The organism is Gibbsiella dentisursi (assembly GCF_039539505.1).
Classification (GTDB): domain Bacteria; phylum Pseudomonadota; class Gammaproteobacteria; order Enterobacterales; family Enterobacteriaceae; genus Gibbsiella; species Gibbsiella quercinecans.
In genome coordinates this window covers 38,474-63,999 of the sequence record NZ_BAABDG010000011.1, presented here as the reverse complement: position 1 = coordinate 63,999, position 25,526 = coordinate 38,474, and the positions used below count along the sequence as shown (strand labels likewise).

The 25,526-nt window shown below is 56.2% G+C and carries 22 protein-coding genes; 15 read left to right on the top strand and 7 right to left on the bottom strand.

Annotated elements, in window-relative coordinates:
• The first annotated feature begins 123 nt into the window (after window positions 1-123).
• Window positions 124-678 (top strand): ADP compounds hydrolase NudE, encoded by a 555-nt coding sequence (nudE, locus tag ABFX35_RS22545; protein ID WP_279024731.1) that lies wholly within the window; start codon window positions 124-126, stop codon window positions 676-678.
• Between the two features lie 424 nt (window positions 679-1,102).
• Here the strand turns inward: nudE and ABFX35_RS22540 are convergent, their stop codons facing one another.
• The 3 genes from ABFX35_RS22540 to uxaC all read right to left on the bottom strand — a co-directional run bounded on the left by ABFX35_RS22540 (window position 1,103) and on the right by uxaC (window position 5,607).
• Complete coding sequence (locus ABFX35_RS22540) at window positions 1,103-2,593, bottom strand: UxaA family hydrolase (protein ID WP_279028506.1); 1,491 nt, start codon at window positions 2,591-2,593, stop codon at window positions 1,103-1,105.
• A 10-nt stretch (window positions 2,594-2,603) separates the two neighbouring features.
• Entirely contained in the window at window positions 2,604-4,055 is a 1,452-nt protein-coding gene (locus tag ABFX35_RS22535; protein ID WP_279028508.1) for a tagaturonate reductase, read from the bottom strand.
• 139 nt (window positions 4,056-4,194) lie between these two features.
• Window positions 4,195-5,607, bottom strand: coding sequence for a glucuronate isomerase (uxaC, locus tag ABFX35_RS22530; protein WP_346082984.1), 1,413 nt, complete (start codon window positions 5,605-5,607; stop codon window positions 4,195-4,197).
• 574 nt (window positions 5,608-6,181) lie between these two features.
• On the opposite strand from uxaC, the gene ABFX35_RS22525 reads away from it, so the two are divergent.
• Together ABFX35_RS22525 and exuR are read left to right on the top strand one after the other, a co-directional pair.
• Complete coding sequence (locus ABFX35_RS22525) at window positions 6,182-7,474, top strand: MFS transporter (RefSeq protein ID WP_279028512.1); 1,293 nt, start codon at window positions 6,182-6,184, stop codon at window positions 7,472-7,474.
• Window positions 7,475-7,663: 189 nt separating this feature from the next.
• A complete protein-coding gene (exuR, locus tag ABFX35_RS22520; RefSeq protein WP_279028514.1) occupies window positions 7,664-8,440 on the top strand; it encodes a transcriptional regulator ExuR in 777 nt (258 codons plus the stop codon).
• A gap of 225 nt (window positions 8,441-8,665) precedes the next feature.
• On the opposite strand, the gene ABFX35_RS22515 is transcribed toward exuR, so the two are convergent.
• Window positions 8,666-9,973 carry a glycoside hydrolase family 28 protein gene (locus tag ABFX35_RS22515; protein ID WP_279028516.1) on the bottom strand — a complete coding sequence of 436 codons (1,308 nt, stop codon included), beginning with the start codon at window positions 9,971-9,973 and terminating at the stop codon, window positions 8,666-8,668.
• A 505-nt stretch (window positions 9,974-10,478) separates the two neighbouring features.
• Window positions 10,479-13,034, bottom strand: a complete 2,556-nt coding sequence (gene mrcA / locus ABFX35_RS22510) for a peptidoglycan glycosyltransferase/peptidoglycan DD-transpeptidase MrcA (protein ID WP_346082983.1) — start codon at window positions 13,032-13,034, stop codon at window positions 10,479-10,481.
• A gap of 80 nt (window positions 13,035-13,114) precedes the next feature.
• Between mrcA and pilM the strand changes: the two genes are divergently transcribed.
• The 12 genes from pilM to trpS all read left to right on the top strand — a co-directional run bounded on the left by pilM (window position 13,115) and on the right by trpS (window position 23,171).
• Window positions 13,115-13,999 (top strand): type IV pilus biogenesis protein PilM, encoded by an 885-nt coding sequence (gene pilM / locus ABFX35_RS22505; RefSeq protein ID WP_346083065.1) that lies wholly within the window; start codon window positions 13,115-13,117, stop codon window positions 13,997-13,999.
• Window positions 13,999-14,535: a PilN domain-containing protein gene (locus tag ABFX35_RS22500; protein WP_346082981.1), complete on the top strand. Its 537-nt coding sequence runs from the start codon at window positions 13,999-14,001 to the stop codon at window positions 14,533-14,535. Before pilM ends, ABFX35_RS22500 begins: the two co-directional genes overlap by 1 nt.
• Window positions 14,528-15,025 carry a hypothetical protein gene (locus ABFX35_RS22495; RefSeq protein ID WP_279028015.1) on the top strand — a complete coding sequence of 166 codons (498 nt, stop codon included), beginning with the start codon at window positions 14,528-14,530 and terminating at the stop codon, window positions 15,023-15,025. Before ABFX35_RS22500 ends, ABFX35_RS22495 begins: the two co-directional genes overlap by 8 nt.
• Window positions 15,018-15,368, top strand: a complete 351-nt coding sequence (locus ABFX35_RS22490) for a hypothetical protein (RefSeq protein ID WP_279028017.1) — start codon at window positions 15,018-15,020, stop codon at window positions 15,366-15,368. The genes ABFX35_RS22495 and ABFX35_RS22490 overlap by 8 nt, the downstream gene beginning before the upstream one ends.
• Before the next feature lie 17 nt (window positions 15,369-15,385).
• On the top strand, window positions 15,386-16,633 hold the full coding sequence (gene hofQ, locus ABFX35_RS22485; RefSeq protein ID WP_346082979.1) for a DNA uptake porin HofQ: 1,248 nt from the start codon (window positions 15,386-15,388) through the stop codon (window positions 16,631-16,633).
• 325 nt (window positions 16,634-16,958) lie between these two features.
• On the top strand, window positions 16,959-17,480 hold the full coding sequence (gene aroK / locus ABFX35_RS22480) for a shikimate kinase AroK (protein WP_095846749.1): 522 nt from the start codon (window positions 16,959-16,961) through the stop codon (window positions 17,478-17,480).
• Window positions 17,481-17,569: 89 nt separating this feature from the next.
• Entirely contained in the window at window positions 17,570-18,658 is a 1,089-nt protein-coding gene (gene aroB, locus ABFX35_RS22475; protein WP_346082977.1) for a 3-dehydroquinate synthase, read from the top strand.
• Window positions 18,659-18,823: 165 nt separating this feature from the next.
• Complete coding sequence (locus ABFX35_RS22470) at window positions 18,824-19,819, top strand: SPOR domain-containing protein (protein ID WP_346082976.1); 996 nt, start codon at window positions 18,824-18,826, stop codon at window positions 19,817-19,819.
• Between the two features lie 83 nt (window positions 19,820-19,902).
• A complete protein-coding gene (gene dam, locus ABFX35_RS22465; protein ID WP_346082975.1) occupies window positions 19,903-20,715 on the top strand; it encodes an adenine-specific DNA-methyltransferase in 813 nt (270 codons plus the stop codon).
• An 80-nt stretch (window positions 20,716-20,795) separates the two neighbouring features.
• On the top strand, window positions 20,796-21,473 hold the full coding sequence (rpe, locus tag ABFX35_RS22460; RefSeq protein WP_346082974.1) for a ribulose-phosphate 3-epimerase: 678 nt from the start codon (window positions 20,796-20,798) through the stop codon (window positions 21,471-21,473).
• The gene (locus tag ABFX35_RS22455; RefSeq protein WP_346082972.1) at window positions 21,466-22,164 is read left to right on the top strand and encodes a phosphoglycolate phosphatase; all 699 of its coding nucleotides are present in this window, start codon (window positions 21,466-21,468) and stop codon (window positions 22,162-22,164) included. The genes rpe and ABFX35_RS22455 overlap by 8 nt, the downstream gene beginning before the upstream one ends.
• A 2-nt stretch (window positions 22,165-22,166) precedes the next feature.
• On the top strand, window positions 22,167-23,171 hold the full coding sequence (trpS, locus tag ABFX35_RS22450; protein WP_346082970.1) for a tryptophan--tRNA ligase: 1,005 nt from the start codon (window positions 22,167-22,169) through the stop codon (window positions 23,169-23,171).
• 69 nt (window positions 23,172-23,240) lie between these two features.
• Here trpS and cysG read toward each other — a convergent pair whose 3' ends face one another.
• Entirely contained in the window at window positions 23,241-24,671 is a 1,431-nt protein-coding gene (gene cysG / locus ABFX35_RS22445) for a siroheme synthase CysG (RefSeq protein ID WP_346082968.1), read from the bottom strand.
• 34 nt (window positions 24,672-24,705) lie between these two features.
• Entirely contained in the window at window positions 24,706-25,506 is an 801-nt protein-coding gene (gene nirC, locus ABFX35_RS22440) for a nitrite transporter NirC (protein ID WP_346082967.1), read from the bottom strand.
• Window positions 25,507-25,526: the final 20 nt, after the last annotated feature.

The window sequence follows — 25,526 nt, the reverse complement described above, 5'->3', positions numbered from 1 at the left end:
GATCGAATTTGGCTGGCGTTTTAGTATGTTGGCAACCCTGCATTACGCCAATCATAACTCTGGTTATCCATGTTATTGCGGCGGTTTGTGCCGTAGTAGGTGGGTGATCTCTTTGAGGCAATCATGGACAAATACCTGCAAAAACCAAAAATCCTAAAGGTAGAAACGGTTGCGCGTTCGCGTTTATTCAACGTTGAGTCGGTCGATCTGGAGTTCAGCAATGGTGTTCGCCGGGTGTATGAGCGCATGCGGCCTTCAGAACGCGAGGCCGTGATGATTGTGCCGGTTATCGGCGACGATTTGCTGCTGATCTGGGAATATGCGGTCGGCACCGAGTCTTATGAGCTGGGGTTCCCCAAGGGGCTGATCGATCCCGGTGAAGGGGTGCTGGAAGCTGCCAACCGTGAGTTGATGGAGGAGGTGGGTTTTGGCGCGAAGCGCTTTGACTTCCTGAGTAAACTGACCATGGCGCCGTCATATTTCTCGAGCAAGATGAATATCGTGCTGGCGCACGATCTCTATCCGCAAAGCCTGGAAGGCGATGAGCCGGAACCGTTGCCGCAAGTGCGCTGGCCGATCGCTAACATGATGGCGCTGCTGGCTGAGCCGGATTTCCGCGAGGCGCGTAACGTCAGCGCGCTGTTCCTGACGGAAGCCTTCCTGCGCGGCGCGCGCTGATCGTCCGCATGGCGTACCGCCAATAAAAAAGGGCCAGCTTGCTGGCCCTTCATGCTTGGACATTGAGTTAATAAGGTCCGTTCGTGCCAAAAACGGATTGGCCGCCATGCTCTGAGATCCTTCCCCAACGGTACCCGTTTGAAAGGGTTACCCTAGACCATCTGGTGCGCAAATACTGATGCCACCATCGACTTTATCCGCGATACGCTGGCCCTCCACGGCTGCCGCAATATTGGCCGGCTGAGGCGGCAGAAGGCGCGCTTCGGGGTGGAGCCGGATATGGACGTCGCGGCTCCTTCGGCGTGCGTGCACCATGCAGGCCACCTCCGTGATGCGTCCGTCAGTTGGGAAGCGAAAATAGTGGCAATCCGTAGGCATCAATTGAAAATGCGCATGGATAGCGGCCCGTAGCGGGTATTCTTACCTATAATGTGATGCCGCTTTTAAAGATCGCCAGTTCGCGGAAATCGTTAATTTCGTTTTTGGTTTTACGGCCATCAGCGATCGCAACGATCAGATCTACAAACTCACCCAGCAGTTGATCCATGCTGACATCGTGGATCAGCCGCCCTGCATCGAAATCGATCCAGTGTGGTTTTTTTGCCGCCAGTTCACTGTTAGTGGCGAGTTTTACCGTCGGAACAAAACCGCCGTAAGGCGTGCCGCGGCCGGTACTGAACAGCACCATATGACAACCGGCACCAGCCAGCGCGCTGGTCGCCACGGCATCGTTACCCGGCGCGCTCAGCAGATTCAGGCCCGGCGTCGTCAGACGTTCACCGTATTTCAGCACGTCCATCACCGGGCTTTGGCCTGCTTTTTGCGTGCAACCCAGCGATTTTTCTTCCAGCGTAGTGATACCACCCGCTTTGTTACCTGGCGACGGGTTCTCGTAAATCGGCTGCTTGTGCTCGATGAAATACTGTTTGAAATCGTTGACCATATGAACCGTCTTTTCAAACGTCGATTCATTGTGGCAGCGGCTCATCAGAATACGTTCCGCACCAAACATTTCCGGCACTTCGGTCAGTACAGACGTGCCGCCGTTGGCGATCACATAGTCGGAGAAACGTCCGAGCAGCGGGTTTGCGGTAATACCGGATAAGCCGTCAGAACCGCCGCATTCCAGACCAAATTTCAGCTCGCTGAGTTTACCTGTGACGCGTTTGTCGTCACGTATGGCGGCATACAGTTCGCGCAGACGTTCCAGACCGGCTTCCACTTCATCGTCGAATTTTTGCAGCGTCATGAAACGCACGCGTTCTTCGTCAACTTTACCCAGCGTTTCGCGGAACACGTCCACCTGGTTGTTTTCACAACCCAAACCAATCACCAGCACAGCGGCGGCATTTGGATGATGTACCATGTTTTGCAGCATGGTACGGGTATTGACGTGGTCATCACCCAACTGCGAACAGCCAAATGGATGCGTGAACAGGAAGACGCCGTCGGTGCCTTCCGCGTCATGAGTTTCTTTAAGGAAACGTGACTGGATTTGGCGGGCAATACCATTCACACAACCGACGGTTGGGATCAGCCAAATCTCATTACGGATCCCGACCTGACCGTTTTTACGGCGGTAGAGCTGTATTTCCCGATCCGCCATTTGATCCGGTAGGGTCACAAAATCCGGCTGATACTGATACTGATCCAGAGCGCTGAGATTGGTTTTGCCGTTTTGTGAATGAATATGCACCCCTGGCTCAATCGTGGTTAGCGCATGGCCAATCGGTAGACCGTATTTAACAATGTTTTCCCCTGCCGCAATCGAGCGCAGAGCAAACTTATGACCCCGGGCAACAGACTGGGCCAGAACCACGGTATAACCGCCCGCTTCGATCCGCTCACCGGCATCAATATCACGAAGGGCAACAGCGACGTTATCGGCAGTATGAATTTGAATGATACTTTGCATAGTTGTTCTCTTAGCTGTAAGCCGCCAGTGCATTGCGCATGCCACCGTCTTCAATCGCCTGCAGTTGTTCAGTGACTTTTGCCGTAAGGCCAGGCACGTTGTTCAGATCGCATCCCCAGTGTTCTTCATCGGACAGCACGGCTTCCACCAGCCCGACCAACGGCATGTTACCGCTACGTACGTTGCCCCACAGTTCGGAGAAACGGCTCAGCCAGTGTGCGTCGTCCTGCAACGGATAGATTTCGCCGTTACGTTCGCCACGGTAAAACGCCAGCAATGCAGCTAGCGCGAAAGTCAGGCGCGGAGGCAGAATGTGGTTTTTTTCCTGGCTCGCCAGCAGTTGCGGCAGAATACGAGTGCGATATTTAGTCATGCCATTCAGCGCGATAGATAACAACTGATGCTGAATGAACGGGTTGCGGAAACGGCTGAGAACCGCCTGAGCAAATGACGTCAGCTCGTCTTGTGGCAGATCCAGAACCGGAGAAATTTCTTCGGCAATCGCCCGTTCTATGAAGCGGCTGATTTGTGCGTCGTTCATAGATTCGCCGACGGTGTTCAGACCGGACAGAAACGCCACCGGCACCAGTGCCGTGTGCGCACCGTTAAGGATCGCCACTTTGCGATCTTTATAAGGTTTGATGTCGTCGACCAGACGGATATTCAGCGGCAGGTTGTTCAGACGCAGTTCCTGCGCCAGGCTTTTTGGCCCCTGGATCACGAACAGATAAAAGTATTCGGCGCTGTCGAAGAAGCAGTCCTGATAACCGAGCTCTTCCTGCAAGCTGTCGATTTCGCTGCGCGGATAACCGGTCACAATGCGGTCAACCAGCGTTGAACAGAAGGTGTTGCTGTTTTCTAGCCACTGAGTGAATGCCGCTGGTAATGCCCATTGCTGTGCATAGCGCAGCACCAGTTCCTGCAAGGCTTTACCGTTATAATCAATCAGTTCGCAAGGCAGTAAAACCCAGCCTTTGTCAGCCGAGCCGGCGAAGTAAGTGAAACGCTCGAACAACAGACGGGTCAGTTTGGCCGGGAAACTGGCCGGAGGCGCATCATCCAGACTGTCGCTTTCGCTATAGCTGATACCTGCCTCGGTGGTGTTAGAAAACACAAAGCGGATATTCGGGTCTCGGGCCAGCGCCAGATATTCTTCAAACTGATGATAAATATTGATTTCACGGTTTACGGAACGAATGATGCGGGTGTCGCGCACGGTTTCACCCTGCTCATTCAGGCCACTGATGATCGTGGTATACAGACCGTCTTGCGTACTCAGCGAAGGAAGGAAATCGGAGTCAATCGGGCGAACGACCACGATACCGGCGTTCAGGTCGGTGTATTCATTCAGCAAATCGATTTGCCAGTCGACAAACGCTCGCAAAAAGTTGCCTTCACCGAACTGGATAATTTTATCTGGATGTTGACGGCCTGGGAAGTCACGGCGATTTAACCTTTGCATCTCACATTCACCTTAATTTGGGCAGACGCCGGTCTTTGAGGCTATCAGTATGTCCCGTGGCCGTCGTTCTTTGTTGGGTTAATATTTTGTTTTTTATGTATTTTATCAGGATCGCAGGCACCTGCGCTCCATCTTGCTCTTAGTTCAGTTCAATCTGGAAATACTGTTTGGCGTTATCGAAGCAGATATTTCTCACCATGCTGCCCAGCAGTTTGATGTCTGCCGGTGCTTCGCCTGCTTCCACCCAGTGGCCGATCATCTGGCACAGGATGCGACGGAAATATTCGTGGCGTGTATAAGACAGGAAGCTGCGGCTGTCAGTCAGCATCCCGACGAAACGGCTCAGCAAGCCCAGATTGGCGAGCTGCGTCATCTGACGTTGCATGCCATCTTTCTGATCGTTGAACCACCAGCCGGAACCGAACTGCATTTTGCCCGGCATCCCTTCACCCTGGAAGTTACCAACCATGGTGCCAATCACTTCGTTATCACGCGGGTTCAGGCAGTACAGAATGGTTTTTGGCAGGCCACCGGCCAGGCCTTGCGCGCCCAGCAGTTTGGACAGCGGTTCTGCCAGCGGCTGGTCATTGATGGAGTCGAAACCGACGTCCGCGCCGATCAGCTGGAACATCCGCGTGTTGTTATTGCGCAGTGCGCCAATGTGGTACTGCTGCACCCATTCGCGACGCTGATATTCAGAAGCCAGATACAGCAATACGCCGGTCTTGAACTGGGCGATTTCTTCTGTGGTTGGCGTTTCGCCGTTCAGGCGACGGGCCAGAATGCCGTCCAGCGTAGCGTCATCCGCTTCGCCGTACACCACAACGTCCAGCGCATGGTCGGAAACTTTGCAACCGTGCGCCGCGAAGTGATCCATCCGTTTTTTCAGCGCATCACGCAGATCGCTGAAACGGGTGATGGAAACGTCAGCCGCGGCTTCCAGTTTCTTCACGTAATCCGAAAAAGCGGCCGCTTCGATGTTGAAGGCTTTGTCCGGGCGCCAGCTTGGCAGCACTTTGATAGCAAAACTCTTGTCTTGCGCGACGGCCTTGTGATGTTCCAGAGAATCGATCGGGTCGTCGGTTGTGCCGACCATTTTCACGTTCATCTGTTTCATGATGCCGCGGGCAGAAAAGTTGTCCTGCGCCAGCAATGCATTACTGCGTTCCCAGATTTCGTCTGCAGTGGCCGGGGAAAGCAATTTACCGGTAATGCCAAACGGACGACGTAACTCAAGATGAGTCCAGTGGTAAAGCGGGTTGCCGATGGTGTGAGGCACCGTTGCAGCCCACGCGTCAAATTTTTCGCGGTCAGTGGCATCGCCGGTACACATGCATTCTGGAACACCATTGGTGCGCATCGCACGCCATTTGTAGTGATCGCCTTTTAGCCAAATGTCATACAGGTTTTTGAATTTGTAGTTCTGAGCAATCAGCTCAGGCGACAAATGGCAGTGGTAGTCGAAAATTGGCTCATCTTTCGCGTAGTCGTGATACAGGCTGCGTGCGAATTCAGTGTCGAGAAGGAAGTCTTCTGTTAAAAACTGCGCCATCTTAAGTTCCTCATCATGAAATCTGTAGAGTTGTCTCTCTACTTTGCCGAAAGTTATTACACCAATTTTGTTTATCGTCTAGATCTTTTTAGAGGGATGTGCCGATAAATACAGGCAATTTAGGGCCCAAAAAACACTAACCCTCTGAAAAACAATAACGATGAAGCCGTTACTGAACTGGCGCTCATTATCCCCACAATCAGAGTGTTATTTTGTGATGTCATTCAAGCTTTAAATCTATATGACAAGTTATCTTTGCTTCGCCTGGACAAGAGCAGCAGAGATTACCTGTCGCGTTCTTCCGTTGTTGCCCGGTCAAAACACTTCCCAGGCGCAATCAGCCCCATGGCGAAGCATCAATTCTGGTGTTCAGGACGCTCACCGGATTTTACGCACTGATAACAATAAACCCGTGTGTAAAAACATCGGGCCGCTCCCAGTGAAATCATCTGGCGGCGATATCCCCGGAAAACACGTTAAGGAAACCAGAAGCCCATGCTCAAGCAGCGTGGTGCGAAATACGCCATGACAGCGTGCGTTGTCATAGCCGGATTATTTACTGGGAGAGAGTTAAATGATTAAGATCAAAGGATTACGCTGGTACATGATCGCACTGGTGACATGCGGCACCGTATTAGGCTATTTAACACGTAACACCATTGCCGCCGCCGCACCGACGTTGATGAGCCAGCTCAACATTAGCACTCAGCAATATTCTTATATTATCGCCGCTTATTCTGCCTGCTATACCGTGATGCAGCCGGTTGCCGGTTATATCCTTGATGTAATGGGCACGAAAGTCGGTTACGCCATGTTCGCTATTATATGGGCCATCTTCTGTATGGCGACCGCGCTGGCAAGCAACTGGGGTGGCCTGGCTATCGCCCGTGGTGCTGTCGGTATGGCTGAAGCTGCGATGATCCCTGCCGGTCTGAAAGCCAGCAGTGAATGGTTCCCAGCTAAAGAACGTTCTATCGCCGTCGGTTATTTTAACGTCGGTTCTTCTATCGGTGGAATGATTGCACCGCCGCTGGTTGTCTGGTGCATCCTGATGCATAGCTGGCAACTCGCCTTCGTGATTACCGGTGTGCTGAGCTTGATCTGGGCACTGAGCTGGCTGGTATTTTACAAACACCCGAAAGACCAGAAAAAACTGAGCACCGAAGAACGCGACTATATTCTGGGTGGCCAGGAAGCACAGCATCAGATCACTAACGGCAAGAAAATGTCTGCTTGGCAGATCCTGCATAACCGACAGTTTTGGGGCATCGCGCTGCCACGTTTCCTGGCAGAGCCTGCCTGGGGCACATTCAACGCTTGGATCCCGCTGTTCATGTTCAAGGTTTACGGTTTTAACCTGAAAGAAATCGCGATGTTTGCGTGGATGCCGATGCTATTCGCTGACCTTGGTTGTATCCTGGGCGGCTACCTGCCTCCGCTGTTCCAGAAGTACTTCAACGTTAACCTGATCGTTTCTCGCAAATTGGTTGTAACCATGGGTGCGGTACTGATGATCGGCCCTGGCATGATTGGCCTGTTCACCAGCCCGTACGCTGCTATCGCATTGCTATGCATCGGTGGTTTTGCTCACCAGTCACTGTCTGGCGCGCTGATTACTCTGTCTTCTGACGTGTTTGGCCGTAACGAAGTGGCTACCGCAAACGGTCTGACCGGGATGGCTGCGTGGATGGCAAGTACCTTGTTTGCTCTAGTGGTTGGTGCTCTGGCCGATACCCTCGGCTTCAGCCCGCTGTTTGCGGCTCTGGCGGTCTTCGACCTGCTCGGCGCCCTGATCATCTGGACTGTGCTGCATAATCGTTCCGCAGTAGAACCTGTCCCGGCCCCGCTGAAAATCGCGAAAGTCTGATTTGCAAAACATGACCCGGTAAAATCCTTTACCGGGTTTGTCTCTTGCTGACATTTCCCCAGTGCTTTTGTGTCCGATGCACGGTGCATCAACCTTTCGTAAATCGTATAATGGTAGTTGTATAATGGGTTCGCAGATCTGTCCAACACTTACATCCTGCAGGTTTCACTACTTTTAAAGAGCACTTATATGGAATCCACAGACACCAGACGCCTTTACCAACAACTGGCTGCCACGCTCAAGGAACGAATCGAAACGGGTTTGTATCCAGTTGGCGAAAAGTTACCTGCTGAACGCCTCATTTCTGATGAGATGGATGTCAGCCGTACCGTGGTGCGTGAAGCGATTATCATGCTGGAAGTTGAAGGTTATGTGGAAGTCCGTAAAGGCTCGGGTATTCATGTGATGTCAAATCAGCAGCGCCATCTGGTGGTGTCTGATAATGGCACAGAGTTTGGAACCGCCGGGCCGTTTGAGCTGCTTCAGGCACGCCAACTGATTGAAAGCAATATCGCTGAGTTCGCTGCGACGCAGATCACCAAGCAGGACATCATGAGCCTGATGAAAATCCAGGAGCACGCCCGCCAGGAGGATCGTTTCCGTGATTCAGAATGGGATTTGAAATTCCATGTGCAGGTGGCGCAGGCCACGCAGAATAATGCGTTGTCGACAATCGTTGAAAAAATGTGGAGCCAGCGGTTACACAACCCTTACTGGCATAAACTGCATGAACACATCGACGAAAGGTCGATCGAAAGCTGGTGTGAGGATCACGACCTTATCCTTAAAGCGCTGATTCGCCGGGATCCGTATGCGTCGAAACTCGCCATGTGGCAGCATCTGGAAAACACTAAACAAATGCTTTTCCGCGCGACAAGTGATGATTTCGAATTTAACGTAGACCGTTATCTCTATTCAGAAAACCCAGTAGTGCATCTGGATCCATCGCTGCTCAATACCAAATAACGGGTATATTCCCCTTAGTTATCCACTGACAGGCATGTTTTTCGGCGGTGCTAATCGGGAACGGCGTTTTAGCAGAGAACCTTGCGTTATGGTCTTTCCCTCGTAGCCGTTTAAATAAACGGCTGAAAGTGTGCTCGCCATAGCTGAAAACTGTGGCTTTTGTCGGTTGGGCAAGCCTAGCGCCGACCGGAAAAAACACCGCGCAAACGTTTATTGCTGCAGCCTTTAGCGATTATCAAACGTGTCGTTGCTACTATCATTATTCCCGGCAACGGAGATTTGTACCTCGCTAAAATTCAGGCCGTTAACTGCCACAATCCGGCCAAATTCGCTGGCTGCTATCCGACACTGCGAGAAGCTGACGTTTTGCATCGGTTTTTCAGTAAACGCCACCAAATCGAAAGCGCGGGAGGTCAGAGCATAATCTTTATCCAGCGTAGCCTCTACGTGGCAGACCCTGATATTGCGCACCTGTGTCATTTGCAGATGTGCCGGGATCTGTTTTGCTACCGCCTGCCAGGCCTCTGGTAGCGCCTCAATGCTGTCTACCTGTTTGCGGTTGTAAGCGTTATGCCAGTCCATGATCCACGAGAACGGGAACTGCACATTACGCATTCGCAGGTTTTCGACGTGGATATCTTCGATAATACCTCCGCGCTCTTTCGACGATTTCATACGCAGACCGCAGGCGGCATTTTCAAAGTCGATATCGTGAATACGCACGTTGCGGATCCCGCCACTGACCTCGCTTCCCAGCGTGATACCATAGCCTGACTTGACTGTGCAGCGGTCGATTTCTATATGTTCCGCTATTCTGCCAACCCGTAGGCCGTCACCGTCACGGCCCGATTTGATCGCGATGCCGTCATCTCCACAGGAGATATAACATCTGGTAACGCGAACGTGAGTCGAAGAATCAATATCAATCCCGTCCGTGCTGGGGCCGTGGTTATCACAAATTTTGACATTGCTAATTGACACATTGTCGGAGTAGACGATCTGCATATTCCAGAAACCTGCCTGCTGAAAGGTCAGATCCGCAATTTTGCTGTTTTTTGTGTTGTGGAGCAGGCAGGAGCGAGGGCGCTTAATCAGATAATCGGCAATCCAGCGCAGCCCCTGGCGGTCATACTCCTGGCGCAACCCACCCTTTTGATCCTCTCCCCAGTAGAGATTCCACCAGTACGGCCCCTGACCATTGATGACACCGTGACCGGCGATCTCAATATCCTGCACGTCGATGGCGTTGATGATCGCGGCGGGCCAATGCATCTCCACGCCAGCAACTCGGCTGTAAATTTCGGGGAAATCGCTGATGTCGGTGGAGCCAAGAAGCGTGGCACCCTCTTCAAAGCGCAGGCGGCTCCCGGATCTCAAGAACAGAGATCCGGTCAGATAGGTTCCGGTGGGAATAACGATTGTCAGTCCACGTTCGGCTCCCCGATTGATGGCCTGCTGAATCGCTGTTGTATCCTTGTGCCGGCCGTCACCCTTAGCGCCAAGAGCTTTTATATTCAGATGATCAGCGATCATGCTTGTTATCCTGTTGTTGTATTTCGGCAGATTGATTCTAAGAAGAAAGTTCACTATCGACCTTCATTCGAGTGACAGGACATTGCCGGGCGTGGCGCAGAGATTAAGATGATGGCGTAAGAGGTCACAGTCTGTGTTTTGGCGAGCTGTAGCTGTAGTGTCAATACCAACTGAATTCTGCCTCACTTTGCTAAAGCAAAACTTACCCTGTGCGACTGATTAAAATGCTGTCGTTGGGTTACCTCTTCGATATCCCCTCCGAGCACCGCCTCATGAAGAAGATGGCGATGTTTTATCTGCTGCTATTGGTGGGATAGGTGTGGATAAGGTACAGGGGACATTGGAGAAGGGCATTGAACGTGGTAATGGGCTGAAGGAAAAAATATCGCGCTTGCGGCCAGCGCTCGCGGATAAAGATAAAACAGAACCCCCACGAAAAAGCGAGTGGTTTGCCAGCACTCTGACAAGGGCCAGCAAGCTGGCCCTTTTGTACATTTATCGTCGGTTAGAACAGCTCATGGCTTTCGCCGCCGGGATCGGTCAGCGTGGTGCCGGCATCGTGCGTCGGGTACTCCGTTGGCTGAGTGCCTTCGATAAAGTACTCGGAACGGCTGCCGCCGCCACCGTTAGAAAGCTTGCCGCTGCTCTTGTCGATGGTGACGCTGATAATGCCTGGCGGCGGCGTAACTTTCTGCTCCGGAATGCCTTCCAGCGCGACTTTCATAAAGTCATCCCATGCCGGCTGGGCGCTTTTCGCCCCGCCTTCACCGCCGGCGATCTGATCTTCAATCGCGCCGGACGATGATGAACGGCCCAGGTTACGCCGGTGATCGTCAAAACCAATCCATACCGAGGTGGCCGTTTCGGGGCCATAGCCAGAGAACCAGGCGTCTTTGGAACTGTTGGTGGTGCCGGTCTTGCCGCCGATATCATGGCGCTTCAGATCGCGCCCGGCGCGCCAGCCCGTCCCCATCCAACCCGGTTCGCCGAAGATGTTGCTGTTCAGCGCATCGTGCATCAGGAACGCCAGCGGGGTGCTGATCACGTGCGGCGCGTACTGCTGATCGCCATCCTGTTGCAACTGTGCTGGGGTAACCTGTTCAAGCTGCGGCATGGGCACGCTGTTGTTGCTTTCCTGCGAGACCGCCACGTTTTCCACGTTATCGTCGGACAGCACCGCTGAGCGGTGGGTATCGCCGTAAATCACCGGCAGGTTGCAACTGTCGCAGACAATTTTGGGCTTGGCCTCAAACACCGCATTGCCGCTTTCGTCTTCAATCCGGGTGATAAAGTAAGGATCAACCAGGTAGCCGCCATTGGCGAACACGGCATAACCGCGCACCACTTGCAGTGGGGTGAAGGAGGCTGAACCTAACGCCAGCGATTCGGAGTGCACGATATTCTGCGCCGGGAAACCAAAACGCTGCAGGTATTCCGCCGCATAATCGATGCCCATGGCGCGCATGGCGCGGACCATCATCACGTTTTTGGATTGCCCCAGGCCCTGGCGCAGACGCAGCGGGCCGTCGTAGGTTGGCGGTGAGTTTTTCGGCCGCCAGTCGGTGCCGGCGCCGGCATCCCAACGGGTGATTGGCAGATCGTTCAGGATAGAGGCCAGAGTCAGCCCTTTATCCATTGCCGCGGTGTACAGGAACGGCTTGATATTGGAGCCCACCTGGCGCAGCGCCTGGGTCACGCGGTTGAACTTGCTCTGGTTGAAATCAAAACCGCCCACCAGCGCTTTAATGGCGCCGTCGTGCGGGTTGATAGACACCAACGCTGAGTTGACGTCCGGCACCTGTGCCAGCCACCAGTCTTCGTTCACTTTGCGCACCCACACTTGCTGGCCGGCCTGCACCACGTCGGTCACTCGTTTTGGCGTTGGGCCTTGCAGATTGTCGGATTTGTACGGCCGCGCCCAGCGCATACCGGCCATCGGCAGGGCGACGCTGCTGCCGTCGGCCAGCATGGCGGTGGCCTGTTCGGCATTGGCATCGGTGATCACCGCGGGCGCCAGTGGGCCATAGTTAGGCAGATTCTTTAATGAATCAACAATCTGTTTCTGGTTCCAGGCCGCTTCACCCACCTTCCACAGCACGTTCGACGGGCCGCGGTAGCCGTGGCGCATATCGTAGTTCAATACGTTATTGCGCACCGATTCTTGCGCCGCCAACTGCAACTTTTTGGTGATGGTGGTGTAAACCTTGTAGCCATCGGTATAGGCGTTTTCACCATAGCGCTTAATCATCTCCTGGCGCACCATTTCGGCAAGATACGGCGCGGAGAAGCTGATTTCCGGGGCGTGGTAGTTGGCGACCAGCGGCTCGCTGCGCGCCTGATCGTACTGCGCCTGAGTGATGTAGTGCTCGTCCAGCATGCGTGAGAGCACCACATTACGCCGGGCCACGGCGCGATCGTGGGAGTAGAGCGGGTTATACAGCGATGGGGCTTTTGGCAGGCCGGCAATGGTCGCCATTTCGCTCAGCGTTAACTGGCTGACGTCTTTGCCGAAGTAGACCTGTGCCGCAGCGCCAACGCCATAAGCGCGGTAACCGAGATAGATCTTGTTGAGATACAGCTCCAGAATTTCATCCTTGGACAGCATCTGTTCGATGCGCACCGCCAGGAAGGCTTCCTTGATTTTACGCATCAGCGTGCGTTCTGGGCTGAGGAAAAAGTTTCTCGCCAACTGTTGGGTTATGGTGCTCGCCCCTTGTGACGCATGGCCAGAGACCAGCGCAATCGAAGCCGCACGGAAAATACCCACCGGATCAACACCGTGGTGCTCATAGAAACGGCTATCTTCGGTGGCGATGAATGCGTGCACCATCACCGGCGGAACTTGCGCTAACTGTAGAGGAATACGGCGTTTTTCACCATATTGGGCGATCAGTTCGCCATCGGCGCTGTAAACCTGCATCGGGATTTGCAGCCGCACATCTTTCAGCGTTGCGACGTCGGGCAGCTGTGGCTCGACATATTTGTACAAGCCAAAAATCGAGGCTGCTCCCAGCACGATGCAACACACTGTAAGGATTAAAAAATACTTTACGAACTTCACCTTAAATTTCCCATTTCATGTCATTTGGGCAGTTTATAAACAACCGCGCAGTAGTATAAAGGCAAGCCTGCGACATGGATATGTTCTTTTATCATCTTGGCTACATGGAGGGCGGCGAAATGCGGTTGTCTCAAGTATGGCAGGTGGGGCTGGATATACAGCAAAACAGCGTGTGTGCCCTGGCGGCTTTGCGGCGGCGCGGCGGTTGGCAACTGCGCCACTGGTGGCAGCAACCGTTAGCGCAGCCGGTGTTGCGCGATGGTTATCTCGACCATCCGCAGGTGCTTATCGCGGCGCTTCGGCAATGGCGGGTGCGGTTGCCAAAACATATTTCGTTACGCATTGCTTTGCCTGCCCAGCGCATTTTGCAGCAGGCCATGCCGGTGCCGGATGTGCGTCTGCGTGAGCCGGTGCGCCATGACTATATTACCGCGCAAGGGGGCAAGCGTTTTCCGCTCGATCGTGAAATGCTCGCCCTGGATTATCGCCCGGCGGCGGCCCAGGCAACGTCGCTCCTGCTGACGGCGGCACGCCAGCAGGAGTTGCAGCAGTGGTTGCATTGCCTGCAGGCGGCGGGGCTGCATCCTGATGTGGTGGATATTACGCCCTGTGCGCTCGCCAGCGTGGCGGCCGCCTGTGGGCTGGCGCCGGAGGCGGGTCTGCTGCATCACCTGGAACAGGCGTGGTTATGGGTAGGGCCGCGCAGCGCACCTTTTACCTACGGCGTGCTGCGGGCCAGCGAGTGCCATCACGCGGAGCAGGCGTTGGCGGTGATGCGTCAGCACTGCCCCGCGCTTGGGGAAAAAGAGGTGTATTACAGCAGTATGTTGGCGGAAGGTCTGCCCGAAGGGGCGCTGTCCTGGTCGCCTTTTACCGCCTTTGCGCAGTTGTCGCCGCCGTTACCGGCCCTTACCGGCGCATTTGTGTTGGCCGCCGGGCTGGCGCTGCGCGAGGAGGATAGCTGATGTTTCGGGTGAACTTTCTGCCGTGGCGTGAGCGGGCGCAATGGCGGCGTTATCGTTTCTGGCGCGCGGTTTTCGCCGGCCAGGGGGGATTGGCGTTGGTGGCAGCCATCGCATTATTTGCCTTTTTGCACCAGCAACAGGTGCAGCAGGGCAAGGCGCTGGCACTGTTGGCGCAGCATAAAAGTGAACTGGCGCAGCGCTATCAACAGGTTCAACAGGCGATGGCGCGCTTAGCGCAACAGGCTGCTCGCGCGGCGCAGCTGGCACGCAATGGCGAACAAAACCGGCGCTATCTGCAACTGCTGCAGTATTGTTCCACGCTGGCGCCCGCGCCGTTATGGCTGGTGGCGCTGGAAGGAAACCCCCAGGGGCTGGTGCTGCGTGGCATGAGCTACCGCTATTTAGCCATTGCGCAGTTTGGCCACAAATTAGCCGCTTTATCCTTGCTGCAACAGCAACGCCTGGAGGAGGTGGTGCAACGTGACGATGGGCCGCTGTCATTTACGCTGAAAGCGCAATGGAGGGGGAATGGCTAAGCCTTTACCCCTTTGGCTGCAGGCCTGGTTGGCGCGGCCTGGATGGCAGTGGCTGATTGCGCAATGGGGGCTGCTTGGCCTCTGTCTGTTGCCGGGCGCATTGATGCTGCGCAATGAATGGCTGGCGTGCCGCGAACAGCAGGCGCAGCAGCGGCAACTGGCTACGCAGCTTAGCGAATTGCGCCAGCAATTGGCGCCGTTGCCCGCGTTAGCCGAGCTGGAAGCCCGCTTGCAATCATCGGCGGAACAGGGCGCTCCCGCCGATGTGGGCGAGTTGTTGCTAGACGCTGGCGGTACCCTGCAACGCTGGCAGCGGGGGGAGCCGGGCCGGCAACGTCTGCATCTGTTGATCGATTATTCCGGCTTGTTGCAACTGCTGGAAAACATCCCGGTGCAGTGGGGGATTGGCCAATTAACCATACAGGCGCATGGCGATGAACTGGCGGTACAGATGCTGCTGCAGGATAGCCTCGGGGAGCCGCATGATTAATCGCCTTGGGTTAGGGGTGCTGATGGCGCTCTGGGCGTGGCCTGCGGTTGCCGCAAATGTGCGCAACCCGTTCCAACCGCCGCTGGTGGCGGCGTGTGAGCAAACCGGCAGCACCCTGCAAGGTTGGCAACTAAAAGGGATTATCGGCAATGATGCCGCGCGTCATGCCTGGTTGGTGGCGCCCGATACGGGCTGGTTCCGTCTGGTGCCGGCGCAAATGCTGTTAGCCGGGCGCTGGCAGGTGCAGGCAATCGAACGGCGCCAGATCGCGCTGGGCCCTGCTACGGCAGAGGCCGCCTGCGCGCCTGCACCTGCCGGTGTGGTTTTGGCGCTGGGCAAATAATAAGGAAAGAAACATCGATGAAAGGATTCGCTTGGGCAGCCCTGCTGCTATGGAGCCTGTGCGCGCCGGCCGTGGCGGTGGTGCAGGAAGATATGCCCATCTCCATGGCGTTCCAGGATGCTCCGGTTAGCGTGGTGTTGCAGGCGTTGGCCGATTTCCAGCAGTTGAATCTGGTGACGGCGCAGGGCGTGGCCGGGAATTTGACGTTGCGGCTGGATAACGTGCCCTGGCAGCAGGCGCTGGCCGTCATTTTACGGATGGGCAAGTTGAGCATGACGATGGATGGCAATGTCATGATGGTGCTTCCCGAGCCGGATGAGCAGGAAAAACTGCGCCGGGCGCAGGCCGCGGTGCAGCAGCAACCCTTGCAAAGCATGGCGTTGGCGCTGAACCATGCCGATGCGGAACAAACCGCCCAAAGCCTTAATGCCCAGTTCGGCACGTTACTGAGCGAGCGCGGCAGCGTGCTGGCGGATAAACGCACCAATACGTTGATGATCCGCGATACGCCGCCAAGGCTGGCGGTATTAAAACGCTGGGTTGTTGCGATGGACGCGCCGCTTGAACAGGTTCAACTGGCCGCGCATATCGTGACCATCAGCAGTGATAGCCTGCGGGCGTTGGGCGTGCGCTGGGGCCTGGCTGCCGATGAGCGCCCGGCGAAAACCCTGCGTATCGACAGCTTCAACGTTGGGCTGCCGTTGGATTACAGCGCCGCCAACGTCGGGTTCCACCTGGCCCGTATCAGTGGGCGTTTGCTGGATCTGGAGCTCACCGCGCTTGAGCAGGAAAATGAGGTGGAGATCATCGCCAGCCCCCGGTTGTTGACGGCCAACCAGCAAACGGCGAGCATCAAGCAGGGCACCGAGATCCCCTATGCGGTGTCCAGCGGCGCCAGTGGCGCAACGTCGATCGAGTTTAGGGAAGCGGTGTTGGGGATGGAAGTCACGCCCAAGATCTTGCCGAACGGCCGTATCACCCTCACGTTGCAAATCAGCCAAAACATGCCCGGCCGTTCTATCGCGCAGGCCGAGGGTGAGATATTGACGATCGACAAACAGGAGATCAAAACCCAGGTCACGGTAACAAATGGCGAAACCATCGTGCTGGGGGGAATATTCCAGCGGGAGAACGCCAAAACCGCCGAAAAGGTACCGCTTCTTGGGGATGTCCCCTTATTGGGCGGTTTGTTCCGGCAGAGCACTCGGCAGCATAAAAAGCGTGAACTGGTGATCTTCATTACGCCGACGCTGATCAAGACATGAAGCGCTAAAAGTTGATACAGAGATACACTTTTTTCTCGCCAGAGGGGCATCTGCGTTTGACGCTGCGGCCGATTTAGCTTACAAGGGTTACCGAATTAGGCTCCGGGGTTTTTTTTATTAATGCCAAGACGCCGTTAAAAACATATGGTTTCCCTCCCGCGGCGTGGGCAGCAATTTATTCGGTTGCCAAACTACCAAGAGTGTTGAGATAATTTTCCGTCTGATCTCGCACTATCGCTCATGAGGTTTCAGTTTAGGTCCCGCCGCTAATTTGATTGGCGGGGCGGGTTATCATTAACGAATTGTCTTAGTAATACCGAAAAACATGGCAGAGAAACGCAATATCTTTCTGGTTGGGCCGATGGGTGCTGGCAAAAGCACTATTGGCCGTCAGTTAGCTCAGCAACTCAATATGGAGTTCTTCGACTCCGATCAAGAAATTGAGCGACGTACCGGAGCTGACGTGGGCTGGGTATTCGACGTAGAAGGCGAAGATGGCTTCCGCGATCGTGAAGAAAAAGTCATTAATGAACTGACGGAAAAACAAGGGATTGTGTTGGCGACCGGCGGTGGCTCGGTAAAGTCGCGTGAAACGCGTAACCGCCTGTCGGCTCGGGGTGTCGTAGTCTATTTAGAAACCACTATAGAGAAGCAGTTGGCGCGCACCCAGCGCGATAAAAAACGCCCGCTGTTGCAGGTGGATGCTCCTCCGCGTGAAGTACTGGAAGCGTTGGCGAAAGAGCGTAATCCGTTGTACGAAGAAATTGCGGATGTGACTATCCGCACCGACGATCAAAGCGCTAAAGTGGTTGCCAACCAGATCATTAATCTGCTGGAAAGCAACTGATTGCGGTTTCCGCATTAGCACCTGGCTAATGCGGTAAGACTGATTGTATTCCTTGTCAGGGCAAGGAAAAAAGAGGGCACTGGGCGGGCATGGAGAGAATTACCGTAACGCTTGGGGAGCGCAGCTACCCGATTACCATTGATGCCGGGTTGTTTAACGATCCGGCTTCTTTTATGCCGCTGAAGGCGGGTGAACAAGCGATGCTGGTCACCAACGAAACTTTGGCGCCGCTGTATCTGGCGCGCGTTCGGCGCGTGTTGGAGCAGGCAGGGGTAATAGTGGATCAGGTGATTTTACCTGATGGTGAGCAGTACAAATCTCTTGCCGTGCTCGAACAGGTGTTCTCGGCGTTGCTGGAAAAACCCCACGGTCGCGATACCACGCTGGTTGCCCTTGGCGGCGGCGTGATTGGCGATCTGGCGGGGTTTGCCGCGGCGTGCTACCAGCGCGGCGTGCGTTTTATTCAGGTGCCCACTTCACTGCTCGCGCAGGTTGATTCGTCCGTTGGCGGCAAAACGGCCGTCAACCACCCCTTGGGTAAAAACATGATTGGCGCGTTCTATCAGCCAGCCTCGGTGGTGGTGGATCTGGATTGCCTGCAAACCCTGCCCGCGCGCGAATTATCCTCCGGTCTGGCTGAAGTGATCAAATACGGGATTATTCTTGATGCGGATTTCTTCGTCTGGCTGGAAAATAACATTGATGCGTTAAGAGCGCTGGATATGGATGCCCTTGGGTACTGTATCCGCCGCTGCTGCGAACTGAAAGCCGAGGTGGTGGCCGCTGATGAACGCGAAAGCGGGCAGCGCGCCTTGCTGAACCTGGGCCATACCTACGGCCATGCTATCGAAGCGGAAATGGGCTATGGTGTATGGTTGCACGGCGAGGGTGTGGCGGCCGGCATGGTGATGGCCGCGCAAGCTGCCCGGCGCCTTGGCCAATTTTCCGCTCAAAACGTGGAGCGTATTAAGGCATTGTTGGTGCGTGCCGGGCTGCCGGTTACCGGGCCGCAGGAAATGGCGCCGCAAGCTTATCTGCCGCATATGATGCGTGATAAGAAAGTGCTGGCGGGCGAGCTGCGGCTGGTGTTGCCGAAAGCCATTGGTGAAGCGGAAGTCCGCGGCGGTGTGGCGCATGACCTTGTGCTGGCTTCGATCGCCGATTGCCTGCCGCAGTAGAATAAATGAAAAAATTTAGCTAATTAACAGTGGCTTAGAACTGATTTGCATCTATATTAATTAAGGTGCGGATGGGTTCGGCACATTGTTACTATTTCAGGTTAATGAGCTCTTGGCGCATCATATCGGCGTGGCGGGCTTTTACCTCTAGTTGGAGGGTTTCAGATGGATGAATTTAAACCGGAAGACGATTTAAGACCAGACAGCAGCGATCGCCCCACGCGTTCGCGCAAGCCGGCGCCATCAGGGCCGCGTTTCGCTGTTTCACGCCAGCATCTGATGATCGGCATAGGCATTCTGGTGCTGTTGTTGATTGTGATTGGTATCGGCGCCGCGCTGAAGGCCCCCACCAAGCATGAGGAAAATCAGGCGCAGCCTGGCGCATCCCGCGACATTAACCTGGCGGGATCATCTTCGCTGACCACCGCGAATCAGGGGGTTCCCGGCGGCACAACGGATACTCATGACGCGAATGGCGTCAGCACGTCCTCCCAGCCGCAGAATATCAGCGTGCCGCCGATCGCCAGCACCCCGACGGAAGCACAGCCTCTTCCCCCACAGGGCGGTGCGCAGCAGCGCGTTGAACTGCCAGGCAACATGACCGATGCCTTGTCCCAGCAGCAAGGGGCGGTTGATAGCGCGGCGCAAGGTGTCGTTTCCACGCTGCCGACCGCACCGGCGACGGTGATGAGCGGTGCCGCCGCGCGTGAAGCCACGCGCCCTGTTCATAGCAATGTGCCGCCACAGCCGCACAAGGCGCCGGCGAAGCCTGCCGGCAAGCCAGCGCAGGCCGCTGCGCCGCACCGGGCACCGGCAACGGTGGTGAATGCTCCAGCGCCAGCCCGTAAGCCGGCGCCTACGGTTGCCAGCACTGGCGGTAATGGTACGATCCAGTCCGCGCCAGGCAGCCACTTTACCCTGCAACTGAGCAGTGCATCACGCTCTGATACGCTGAACGCTTTTGCTCGCCAGCAGAAGCTGAAAAACTATCTGGTGTATGAAACCCAGCGTAATGGTAAACCGTGGTATGTGTTGGTGAACGGTGTCTATGCTTCTTCTGCGGATGCGAAGCGCGCTGTTGCGGCGCTGCCGGCGGATGTTCAGGCCCAAAAACCCTGGGCGCGGCCAATACGTCAGGTGCAGCAAGACATTAAAAAATAAATCATTTAACTTTGTGCGCTGATGTGCTGTCTGAAACAGAGTACAATCCGCCGCTCTGAATTCAATAAGTAGCTAACGACGGCATGAAGAAAAACCGCGCTTTTTTAAAATGGGCTGGTGGTAAATACCCGCTGGTGGACGAGATACGTCGTCACCTGCCAGCGGGGGACTGCTTAATCGAGCCTTTCGTGGGTGCGGGTTCAGTATTCCTCAATACGGATTACGAGTCCTACATTCTCGCCGACATCAACAGCGATCTTATCAACCTGTATAACATCGTTAAGCAGCGCACCGATGATTTTGTGCGCGATGCCCGCATCCTGTTCACCGACGAATTCAACAACGCCGATCAATTTTATCTGCTGCGCCAGGCGTTTAATGCGAGCCGTGAGCCTTACCAGCGCGCTCTGTTGTTTCTGTACCTGAACCGCCACTGTTACAACGGCCTCTGCCGGTATAATCTTAGCGGCGAATTTAACGTGCCGTTCGGGCGTTATAAAAAGCCCTACTTCCCAGAGGAAGAGCTGTATTGGTTCGCGGAGAAATCAAGCAACGCCACTTTTGTCTGTGAACATTACCGCGATACCATGTTGAAAGCGGCATCGGGCGCCGTGGTGTATTGCGATCCGCCCTATGCGCCGCTTTCGGCGACGGCCAACTTTACGGCTTATCACACCAACAGTTTCAGCATTGCCGATCAGCAAGGCTTGGCGCAAATTGCGCACCAGCTGGCGGTGGAAAGCCAAGTGCCGGTGCTGATATCCAACCATGATACCGAACTGACGCGCGACTGGTATCAGCATGCCTCGTTGTTTGTGGTGAAGGCGCGCCGCACCATTAGCCGCAATATACTTGGCCGCAGCAAAGTGAACGAACTTTTGGCGTTGTATCGATAATCTGGATCACGATCCATGGCGGGGCACCGCCTGTAAAGCCCCGGCATAGACAACCTCAAACCCTATGTTTGGAGAAGCGGATGAAACAGTTTTTGATTGCCCCATCCATCCTGTCAGCGGACTTCGCCCGTTTAGGTGAGGACACCGCCAAGGTTCTGGCCGCCGGCGGCGATGTGGTGCACTTTGACGTGATGGACAATCACTACGTGCCAAATCTAACCATTGGCCCGATGGTGTGCCAGGCGCTGCGTGATTACGGCATCACCGCACCGATCGACGTGCACCTGATGGTGAAGCCGGTTGACCGTATCGTGCCGGATTTCGCCAAGGCCGGCGCCAGCTATATCTCCTTTCATCCCGAAGCCTCTGAGCATGTCGATCGTACCCTGCAACTGATTAAAGAACAGGGCTGCAAGGCCGGGCTGGTGTTCAACCCGGCCACCCCGCTGAGCTATCTGGATTACGTGATGGATAAGGTCGATGTGATCCTGCTGATGTCCGTTAACCCCGGCTTTGGCGGCCAGTCATTTATCCCGGCCACGCTGGATAAGCTGCGCCAGGTGCGCAAGCTGATCGACGCCAGCGGCCGTGATATTCGCCTGGAAGTGGATGGTGGGGTGAAAGTGGAGAATATCGGCGCAATTGCGGCGGCGGGCGCGGATATGTTCGTTGCCGGCTCGGCGATTTTCGGCCAGCCGGACTATCGCGCCGTTATCGACCAAATGCGCAGCGAACTGGCGAAGGTGACCCATGGCTGATTTCAGCGCTGTTCGCGCTCTGGCTTTTGATCTTGATGGCACGCTGGTTGATAGTGTGCCGGGGCTGGCGGCGGCGCTCGATCGGGCTTTAGTGGAAATGGGCCTGCCGGCGGCTGGGGAAGCGCACGTGAGCACTTGGATCGGCAACGGCGCCGATATGCTGGTGCAGCGTGCGCTGCACTGGGCCGGGGTGGAAGCCACCCCGGCCCAGTGCCAGCAAACGCGCGGGCGGTTCGACCATTTCTATGCGCAAACCGTTGATAGCGGCAGCCGGCTGTTCCCGCAGGTGCGCGAAACGCTGACGAAGCTCGTCGCGCACGGTTACCCGTTGGCGCTGGTGACCAACAAGCCGACGCCGTTCGTGGCGCCGCTGCTGGCTGCCCTGGGGATTGCTGCCGATTTCACCCTGGTGATCGGCGCTGATGATGTGGTGGCGAAAAAGCCGCACCCGGCGCCGCTGTATCTGGTGCTCGGCAAGCTGGGCCTGCGGACCCACGAGTTGCTGTTTGTCGGTGATTCACGTAATGATATTCAGGCGGCGCAGGCGGCGGGCTGCCCCTGCGTCGGTTTGACATACGGTTATAACTACGGTGAAGCGATTGCCTTAAGCCAGCCTGATCTGGTGTTGGAACGCTTTGCTGATTTGTTGCCCGCTCTTGGGCTGTCATCTTTAGAGAATCAGGAAATTTAAACATGAGTAAGCCCATCGTATTTAGCGGCGCGCAGCCGTCTGGCGAACTGACCATTGGCAACTACATGGGTGCGCTGCGTCAGTGGGTCCAGATGCAGGATGAATATGACTGCATCTACTGTATCGTCGATTTGCACGCGATCACCGTGCGTCAGGACGCAGAAAAACTGCGCAAGGCCACGCTGGATACGCTGGCGTTGTATCTGGCCTGCGGTATCGATCCGCAAAAAAGCACGATCTTCGTGCAGTCGCACGTGCCGGAACATACCCAACTGAGCTGGGTACTGAACTGCTACACCTATTTCGGCGAGCTGAGCCGGATGACCCAGTTCAAGGATAAATCCGCCCGTTATGCGGAAAATATCAACGCCGGCCTGTTCGACTATCCGGTGCTGATGGCGGCGGATATTCTGCTGTATCAAACCAACCAGGTGCCGGTAGGCGAAGACCAGAAACAGCATCTGGAACTGAGCCGTGATGTGGCCGGCCGCTTTAACGCCATTTACGGCGACATCTTCCGGGTGCCAGAGCCGTTTATTCCGAAATCCGGCGCGCGCGTGATGTCGCTGCAGGATCCGACCAAGAAGATGTCCAAGTCGGACGATAACCGCAACAACGTGATCGGCCTGCTGGAAGATCCGAAAGCGGTGACCAAGAAAATCAAGCGTGCGATGACCGACTCCGACGAGCCGCCGGTCATCCGCTACGATTTGGCGAACAAAGCGGGGGTGTCCAACCTGTTGGATATTCTCTCTGGCGTAACCGGCAAAAGCATTGCTGAACTGGAAGCCGAGTTTGAAGGCCAAATGTATGGCCACCTGAAAGGCGCGGTCGCCGAGGCGGTTTCCGGCATGCTGTCAGAGCTGCAGGAGCGCTATCACCGCTTCCGCAACGATGAAGCCTTCCTGCAGCAGGTGATGCGCGACGGCGCCGCTAAAGCCCGCGCACGCGCGCAGGAAACGCTGGCGCAGGTCTATCAGGCCGTGGGCTTTGTAGCGCACCCCTGATTCATCGTTGTAAGCGCCGGCAGGCATTGGCTTGCCGGCGTACCGTTCTTTCCCTGGCGCCTTGCCCGTTTACTGCACGCCCTGCCGTTGCGATAGCGCATCCACGTTAACCGTTTGCTGCAGCTGCGCCTGGGTAGTAAACCAGTTCAGCTTGCTGCGCAGGCTGACCACGCTGCCGACAACGATCAGGCTGGGGCTGGCCGCCTGGCGTGCCAGGATGGCCAATTGGCCAAGTTGCCCCTCAATCACCCGCTGGCGGCAGGACGTGCCGTTTTCTACCAGCGCTACCGGCATGGTGGTGCTCATACCGTGCGCCAACAACTGGCATTGAATTTCCTCCGCCTGCGTCAGCCCCATATAAAACACCAGCGTCTGCTGCTCTTTGGCGAGCGTGCCCCAGGGCAGGCTGCCGCCCGTTTTGGCATGCCCGGTGATCAGGCGCACGCTCTGGGCATGATCGCGGTGGGTCAGCGGGATGCCGCTGTAAGCCGAGCAACCCGAGGCAGCGGTAATGCCCGGCACCACGGAGAAGGGGATGTTGGCCGCCGCCAGCGCTTCCAGCTCCTCACCGCCGCGGCCGAAGATAAACGGATCGCCGCCTTTCAGGCGCACCACGCGCTTGCCCGCCTGCGCCTGCGTAAGCAGGATCTGGTTAATTTGCTGTTGCGGCACGCAGTGGTGGCCGGCGCGCTTGCCGACGAAAATACGCTCGGCGTCGCGGCGCACCAGCGCCATGACGCCTTCTGATACCAGCCGATCGTAGACCACCACGTCGGCCTGCTGCAGTTCTTGCAACCCCTTGAGCGTCAACAGCCCGGCATCACCGGGCCCGGCGCCGACCAGCGTGACTTCCCCACGGGCTGCCAGCGGTTGGCTGAACAGCGCCTCAACCTGTTGCTCTACTTGGTCAGCGTCCTGATTGGCGAGCGCCTGCGCCAGCCGGTGGTGGGCGAACAACTTTTCCCAAAAGCGGCGGCGGGCGCCAGGTTCGGCAAAATGCCTTTTCACCCGTTGGCGCAGCGCACCGCCGAGCGCGGCCAGCTTGCCCAGATGCTGCGGCAGCATGGCTTCCAGTTTTTCGCGCAGCAGGCGCGCCAGCACCGGCGCTTTGCCGCCGGAAGAAACGGCCACCATCAGCGGGGAGCGATCGATAATCGACGGCATGATAAAGCTGGCGCGTTTCGGATCGTCCACCACGTTGCAGAAGATCCGCTGTTGGTTGGCGCACTGATAGACCAGCGCGTTGACTTCAACCCGATCGGTGGCGGCGATCGCCAGCCATTTATCCGCCAGCAGATCGGCATGGAAGGGGCCGCTGACTAGCGTTAACCGGCCCTGTGCCGCCCATGTGTGAAACTGCGGGCTAAAGGCGCAGGCGTTGACCGTCAGCGCCGCACCGGCATCCAGCAGCAGGCGCGCTTTGCGTTCAGCAACCTCACCGCCGCCCACCAGCAGGCAGGGTTTGTGTTGCAGTTGGCAGAAAATAGGCAGGTAGTCCATCGATCATCCTCGGGGTTAGTCGGCCGCCCTATTACTACGCGGTTTGGCGTGCGGGGGCCTTTTCTGCCCGTGGGCGTTGGGCGCGCGGCGTGGCGTACCAGTAGCCCAATCCCATAAACACGGCGCCGGCCAGCGTATTGCCCAGCGTTACCCAGAGCAGGTTATGGCCGATGCCGCCGAGCGTGTAGGCATCGCTGTGGTGGCCGAACCAGGAGAGGGCAAACAGCGTCATGTTGGCAACGGAGTGCTCGTAGCCTGAGGCGATAAATGCCAGCAGGCACCACCAGATGGCCAGGAATTTGGCCGCGCCCTCTACGCGCAGCGCCATCCAGAGCGCCAGGCACACCAGCCAGTTGCACAGTGCGCCCTTGAAAAACAGCACGCTGGCCGGCGCAGTGGTTTTCGCCAGCGCCGCAGTGTGCAGCAGGCTGGTATCGACGGGCAGCAGGCTGCCGCCGCCGTAGTTATACAGCAGCGCCACGAACACCGAGCCGATCAGGTTGCCGAGCCAGGTTTGCGGCAGTACGGCCCACATCTGGCCGGGGCGGATGGCGCCGGTCTTGACGCCGAAGGTCAGGAACATGGTGTGGCCGGTGAACAGTTCGGAGCCGGCGATCACCACCAGCGTCAGCGCGATGCCGAAGGTGGCTCCCATCACCAGCGGCCGCAGGGCCGGATCCAGCAGATTGCCGAGGGTGAATATCAGGATGATAGCCAGGCCAACATAGGCCCCGGCCATGGCCGAGCTGATCCAAAAGCCCAACGGGTTTTCTTTGGCCAGCTTAACGATGCGCGCCGCGTTGGCGGCGCATTTATTGATGGTGTCGGTGAACATACGTGATCCCAAAGGTTAAC

Coding starts and splice junctions, on each gene's coding strand:
- nudE (WP_279024731.1), top strand. CDS start 124: ATGGACAAATACCTGCAAAAACCAAAAATCCTAAAGGTAGAAACGGTT.
- ABFX35_RS22540 (WP_279028506.1), bottom strand. CDS start 2,593: ATGCAAAGTATCATTCAAATTCATACTGCCGATAACGTCGCTGTTGCC.
- ABFX35_RS22535 (WP_279028508.1), bottom strand. CDS start 4,055: ATGCAAAGGTTAAATCGCCGTGACTTCCCAGGCCGTCAACATCCAGAT.
- uxaC (WP_346082984.1), bottom strand. CDS start 5,607: ATGGCGCAGTTTTTAACAGAAGACTTCCTTCTCGACACTGAATTCGCA.
- ABFX35_RS22525 (WP_279028512.1), top strand. CDS start 6,182: ATGATTAAGATCAAAGGATTACGCTGGTACATGATCGCACTGGTGACA.
- exuR (WP_279028514.1), top strand. CDS start 7,664: ATGGAATCCACAGACACCAGACGCCTTTACCAACAACTGGCTGCCACG.
- ABFX35_RS22515 (WP_279028516.1), bottom strand. CDS start 9,973: ATGATCGCTGATCATCTGAATATAAAAGCTCTTGGCGCTAAGGGTGAC.
- pilM (WP_346083065.1), top strand. CDS start 13,115: ATGTTCTTTTATCATCTTGGCTACATGGAGGGCGGCGAAATGCGGTTG.
- ABFX35_RS22500 (WP_346082981.1), top strand. CDS start 13,999: ATGTTTCGGGTGAACTTTCTGCCGTGGCGTGAGCGGGCGCAATGGCGG.
- ABFX35_RS22495 (WP_279028015.1), top strand. CDS start 14,528: ATGGCTAAGCCTTTACCCCTTTGGCTGCAGGCCTGGTTGGCGCGGCCT.
- ABFX35_RS22490 (WP_279028017.1), top strand. CDS start 15,018: ATGATTAATCGCCTTGGGTTAGGGGTGCTGATGGCGCTCTGGGCGTGG.
- hofQ (WP_346082979.1), top strand. CDS start 15,386: ATGAAAGGATTCGCTTGGGCAGCCCTGCTGCTATGGAGCCTGTGCGCG.
- aroK (WP_095846749.1), top strand. CDS start 16,959: ATGGCAGAGAAACGCAATATCTTTCTGGTTGGGCCGATGGGTGCTGGC.
- aroB (WP_346082977.1), top strand. CDS start 17,570: ATGGAGAGAATTACCGTAACGCTTGGGGAGCGCAGCTACCCGATTACC.
- ABFX35_RS22470 (WP_346082976.1), top strand. CDS start 18,824: ATGGATGAATTTAAACCGGAAGACGATTTAAGACCAGACAGCAGCGAT.
- dam (WP_346082975.1), top strand. CDS start 19,903: ATGAAGAAAAACCGCGCTTTTTTAAAATGGGCTGGTGGTAAATACCCG.
- rpe (WP_346082974.1), top strand. CDS start 20,796: ATGAAACAGTTTTTGATTGCCCCATCCATCCTGTCAGCGGACTTCGCC.
- ABFX35_RS22455 (WP_346082972.1), top strand. CDS start 21,466: ATGGCTGATTTCAGCGCTGTTCGCGCTCTGGCTTTTGATCTTGATGGC.
- trpS (WP_346082970.1), top strand. CDS start 22,167: ATGAGTAAGCCCATCGTATTTAGCGGCGCGCAGCCGTCTGGCGAACTG.
- cysG (WP_346082968.1), bottom strand. CDS start 24,671: ATGGACTACCTGCCTATTTTCTGCCAACTGCAACACAAACCCTGCCTG.
- nirC (WP_346082967.1), bottom strand. CDS start 25,506: ATGTTCACCGACACCATCAATAAATGCGCCGCCAACGCGGCGCGCATC.